This window comes from Mycobacterium sp. (assembly GCF_050701675.1).
Classification (GTDB): Bacteria; Actinomycetota; Actinomycetes; order Mycobacteriales; family Mycobacteriaceae; genus Mycobacterium.
On the sequence record NZ_JBOGDD010000605.1, the window covers coordinates 1 to 5,063 of the forward strand.

Here is a 5,063-nt window from a genome sequence, read left to right on the forward strand (position 1 = left end):
AAGTCCCGTCGCGATGAGAATCCCGCGCACCATCGATCCGAGGGTCAGTGCGAGGTTGATCTCCCACCACCGCAGCGGGCTGGCCAACACCGCGTTGATGAAGCGGTCCTTGCGGGCTTCGAAGAGCGACGCCGTGCCCTGGATGTAACCGGCGGTGACCACCGATAGAACCGCCAGGCCCGGCAGGATGAACTGTTTGTAGGGAACACCGCGGACCCCGTCGATCCGGCCGCCTATCGCCAACCCGAACACGAAGACGAACAGGAGCGCCGCCAGGATCTGGCCGACGACGGTGAAGTGCCAATTCTTCAGGTAGCGCACGATTTCGCGCTGCAGCAGCCACGTGAACGCCGGCCGCTGCGCATGATACGGCCGGTCGTAGGGCGTCAACGGCGCTGAGACCAGCCAGTTCTCGGTCACTGGACCTCGGTGAGGGTTGCAGCCATCGCCCGGTTGTACACCTGCGTGAGATCCGTCGCGCCGAACTCGGCGCGCAGTCGTGCGGCACTGTCACGCGAGATCAGACGTCCCGCCTTGATCAATGCCACCTCGTCACACAACGCTTCGGCCTCCTCCAGATAGTGCGTCGTCAGCAGAATCGTGTGGCCGATCCGGTGCAGATCCCGCATGTAAGCCCACAGGTCGGACCGCAGCTCCACGTCCACGCCCGCGGTCGGCTCGTCCAGGATCAGAAGCCGAGGCCGGTGAATCAACGCTCGCGCCAACAAGAGTCGACGTTGCATACCACCCGAGAGCGCATTGGGATGCTGGCGCGCCTTGTCCGCCAGCCCAAGGAGCTCGAGCAGGTCGCGGGCGCGGCGAGTGGCCTCGCGGCGGCCCACACCGTAGTACCCGGCGTGGTAGATCAAGATCTCCGCGTTGGTCAGGAAGCGGTCCAGGTTCACTTCCTGCTCTGCCAGGCCGACTAGCGCGCGACCGGTGCGCGAGTCGTGCGGGTGGCCGAAGATCTCGATCTCGCCTGCGGTCGGCCGCAGGAGATTGCAGGTCGCCGAGATCAACGTGGACTTTCCTGCCCCGTTGGGACCCAGCAGACCAAAGAAGGCACCATCGGGGATGTCCAGATCGAGGCCGTGCAGGGCAGTGAAGCCCGAACGGAACGTCTTACTCAGTTTCCGGACGACCAGGGCAGAGGGCACCACGGCAACCTACTCCCACGGTCACGCACCGAACGAACCGCACGACGGCGGTCGTGCGGACGCCGCCATAACTTCCATCGGATTGAAATCTCCGTGAGCAAAACAAATTACCGGGGCGCTGATGAATGGTTAAGCCGGAGCGTCACATTCCTGTAGCGGAAGCCGGTTGTTCGCGCCGCGGGCTGGACCGAGACTCTTTCTCGATGCACACCACCCGGAAGGACGAGCGATGACGACAGTCTCCACAGGCACCATCAGTGCCGAGTCACTGCACCAGTTGATCAGCGGAACAACCGAATACGCGCTGGTCGACGTCCGGGAAGCCGGCGTCACCGCGGCGCAGGGCTCGATCCTGCTTGCCGTGTCGATTCCGCTCAGCGTCCTCGAACTGCGGATCCGAAGCCGAATCCCGCGGCTGTCCACGCCCGTGATCGTCTACGACGGCGGCAGCGATGGACTGGCCGTGCGCGCCCAACAGCGGCTGGAAGCACTGGGTTACACCGATGTTCGGGTTCTCGACGGGGGGCTGCAGGCCTGGGCGCAGGCGGGTCGCAAGGTGCAGACCGGTGGCGACCACGTGATCGGCCAGGCCTTCGGCGAGTGGATCGAACACGTCTACGACACCCCGCACATCACCGTCGACGACTACCTGGCGCGCATCGAGGCAGGCGAGGACGTCGTCCTTCTGGACAGCCGCCCGATCGGGGAGTTCGAGAACCACAGCCTGCCAGGGGGAACCTCGATCCCCGGCGCCGAACTGGTGTACCGCGCTGCCGAGGTGGTCACGTCGCCGGACTCCCTGGTGGTGGTGAACTGCGCTGGGCGTACCCGCAGTATTCTCGGCGCCCAGGTGCTCATCAACGCGGGCCTGCCCAACCGGGTGGTGTCGTTGGAGGGTGGCACACAGGCCTGGGTACTCCAGGGCCTCGAGCTCGATCACGGCAAGTCCGTCGCAGCCCCGCTACCCACCGGTGCGGCGTTTGACGCCGCCAAGGTGGCGGCCGCGCGATTCGCCGAGAGGTTCTCGATCACCCGGATCGACAAGAAGACACTCGAGGGTTTTCGCCGCGAGGCCGACACCCGCACGCTGTACGTGCTCGACGTGCGCACGCCCGACGAGTACGAGTCGGGCCATCTGGCGGATTCCCGCTCGGCGCCCAGCTGGGATGTCGCACCGTGGACGTTCCGTCACGTCGGCACCCACAATGCCCGCATCGTGCTGGTCGACAACGACACCGTCCGCGCGACGGTGGCCGCCTCGTGGATTGCCCAAATCGGCTGGGGCGAAGTGTTCGTGGTCGAGGACGCCCTGTCCGGTGAGCAGCTTCAGACCGGACCGGCCCCGGCTGCCTTCGAGATTCCCGGCGACGGTTACACCGTCGTCGGAGTCGAGGAACTGCGCGACGCACCCGAGCGGACCGTCGTGGACCTCGGGCCCAGTCCCGCATACCGGGCACAGCACATCCCTGGCGCGCACTTCGCCATCAGGTCCCGGCTGGCCGGCTCCGTCTCGGACCTCCCTGGTACCGGTCCCATCACCCTGACCTCGGAAGACCCGGCGCTGGCCCGGTTCGCTGCCGCCGAGCTTTCCGTCGTCACCGACCGCGTGGTGCAGGTACTCGACGGCGGAACCCAGGCGTGGCGGGCAGCGGGACTTGAGGTGGAGTCCGGTACCGAGAGTTGGCTGCACCCGGCCGAGGACGTCGTCCCCTCCGGGTGGCGCGAAAGCGATCCGGAGCAACGCAAGGCGGGATTCCGCCGCTACCTGTCCTGGGAACTCGGCCTGGTCGCCGAGCTGGAACAGGACGACAGCGTGCCGTTCAGGAAGTTCGCCTGACGGGGCCCGACCCGACCGGAGGACTCCGGGACCCTTAAGCGTCGCTGGGCTAAACCCGTAGCCAAACAGTGTTGTTCGGTCACCACATCGCGGTCACCCTTGAACCCTTGTCATGCCCGCGAAGGAGAGTCCGTCGATGTCGAAGCTCGTGCTCAACTCGGTGATCCGCGCGATCGGATTCACCCAGGGGGGATGGCGGCATCCGGATGCCAGCCCGGAGCGGGCCCTCGATCTCGACTACTACCAGGAGTTCGCCCGCATCTCGGAGCGCGGCCTGTTCGACGGACTGTTCATCGCCAACTCGCCGGTGGCTTCGGACAATGAATGGACGACGTTGTTCTCCCCGCTGGAGCCCGTCGCGCTGCTCTCGGCGCTGGCCGCATCGACCTCTCACATCGGTCTGATCGCCACGATCTCGTCGTCGTTCAACCACCCCTACAACATCGCGCGACAGATCGCGACACTCGACCACATCAGTCGTGGCCGGGCAGGCGTCAACATCGTCGTTTCGGGGTCGGCCGACGCGGCCAGAAACTTCGGCTACGACGATCTTCCGGACCACGAATCGCGATACGGCCGAGCACACGAATTCCTCGAGGTGCTCTTTCGCCTCTGGGACAGCTGGGATGCGGACGCCGTCGGCATCGACAAGGCGGCAGGAAGTCAGGCCGATCTCGGCAAGATCCACCCGATCGACTACCGGGGCAAGCACTTCGCGGTCCGTGGGCCGCTCGACGTGGCACGGTCCCCGCAGGACCGCCCGCTGGTGTTCCAATCGGGATCGTCGCAGCCCGGGCGTCAACTCGCGGCGGCGTACGCCGATGCCGTCTACACCGCGCAGCGAACCATCGAGGAATCCCGCAGCTTCCGTGACGACATTCACCGGCGGCAGAAGGACATCGGGCGATCGGGTCCGCTCGTGAAGATCCTGCCCGGCCTGATCCCCATCGTGGCAGGCACCGACGCCGAGGCCGAACGCCTGCACGACGAGATCAGCGCACTCAACCCGCCGGAGCGATCGATCGGAATCCTCGAACAGCGTCTGGACGCCGACCTGTCGGGAGTCGGCCTCGACGACGAGTTCCCCGTCGATCGACTACCGCCGGTCGAGAGCCTCGTAGGCGGCCGGAGCTTCCACGAGATCGTCCGCAGCCACGCGACGCCCGGTACGACCCTGAGGTCGATCCTCCGGGTGACGGATTCGGGCAACAGTCACCTGCGCTTCGTCGGCTCCGCCGAACACGTGGCCGACGACATCGAGGAGTGGTTCACCTCGGGGGCAGTCGACGGCTTCAACGTCAATCCGGCAATCACTCCCAGCGGCCTGACCGACTTCGTCGATCACGTGATCCCACTCCTTCAGGCCAAGGGCATCTACAAGCGCGCATATTCGGAAGGTGCCGGAGCGCGAGCCGCATTCGCCTGACCTCTCACGGCGGACCGCACGTCATCACAAAGGAGCACGATGAGACCCCCATCGCGGCAACCGTCGCGTCCCAAGAAGGCCCTGGTTCTGGCGACCGTCCTAGCGGCCGTCGCCGCGCTGGCAGGTGCCTGCGGCTCCGGCGGCACCATCGCCGGCAATAGCGCCGAGCTCAAGTGGGCCATCGGGATTCCGACCAGCTGGGATCCCGTCACCTCCCAAATCGGTTGGGACATCTTCGGACTCCCGCTGGCTTATGAGGGACTCACGGAGATCGACAAGGACGGCAAGCCGACACCGGGGCTTGCCGACACCTGGAAGTACAACGCCGACGGCACCCAGGTGACCTTTCGCTTGCGCCCGAACCTGAAGTTCAGCGACGGAAGTCCCGTGAACGCAGAGGCGGTGAAGTTCCACTTCGACAGAGCCAAGACCCAGGAGAACTCCCGGTCGAAGGACCTGATCGAAACCATCAAGTCCGTCGACGTCGTCGACGACCTCTCCGCGCGCTTCAACCTGACACAGACGGATTACCAAGTGCCCCTGCTGGTCGCCGGTCGCCCAGGTCTGATCGCCAGCGAGAAGGTGGCCAAGAGCGATCCGGCATCCCTCGATACCCAACCGGTCGGCGCAGGCCCCTTCGTGT

The 5,063-nt window shown here is 65.8% G+C and carries 5 protein-coding genes; 3 read left to right on the top strand and 2 right to left on the bottom strand.

The genetic code is table 11. From position 1 onward, the window contains the following. Together ACRDUX_RS18605 and ACRDUX_RS18610 are read right to left on the bottom strand one after the other, a co-directional pair. On the bottom strand, nt 1-420 hold a 420-nt coding region (locus ACRDUX_RS18605; protein WP_526415496.1), incomplete at its 3' end, for an ABC transporter permease. Further along, complete coding sequence (locus tag ACRDUX_RS18610) at nt 417-1,157, bottom strand: ATP-binding cassette domain-containing protein (RefSeq protein ID WP_526415497.1); 741 nt, start codon at nt 1,155-1,157, stop codon at nt 417-419. The genes ACRDUX_RS18610 and ACRDUX_RS18605, both read right to left, overlap by 4 nt. A 229-nt stretch (nt 1,158-1,386) precedes the next feature. Here ACRDUX_RS18610 and ACRDUX_RS18615 point away from each other — a divergent pair, with 229 nt between their 5' ends. The 3 genes from ACRDUX_RS18615 to ACRDUX_RS18625 form a co-directional block, all read left to right on the top strand. Next, nucleotides 1,387-2,994 (top strand): rhodanese-like domain-containing protein, encoded by a 1,608-nt coding sequence (locus ACRDUX_RS18615; RefSeq protein ID WP_526415498.1) that lies wholly within the window; start codon nt 1,387-1,389, stop codon nt 2,992-2,994. 136 nt (nt 2,995-3,130) lie between these two features. Then, entirely contained in the window at nt 3,131-4,420 is a 1,290-nt protein-coding gene (locus ACRDUX_RS18620) for an NtaA/DmoA family FMN-dependent monooxygenase (protein ID WP_526415499.1), read from the top strand. Nucleotides 4,421-4,459: 39 nt separating this feature from the next. Then, on the top strand, nt 4,460-5,063 hold a 604-nt coding region (locus ACRDUX_RS18625), incomplete at its 3' end, for an ABC transporter substrate-binding protein (RefSeq protein ID WP_526415500.1).

Excerpts from the sequence above, each read along its gene's own strand:
- ACRDUX_RS18615 (WP_526415498.1), top strand. The coding sequence starts at position 1,387 with ATGACGACAGTCTCCACAGGCACCATCAGTGCCGAGTCACTGCACCAG.
- ACRDUX_RS18620 (WP_526415499.1), top strand. The coding sequence starts at position 3,131 with ATGTCGAAGCTCGTGCTCAACTCGGTGATCCGCGCGATCGGATTCACC.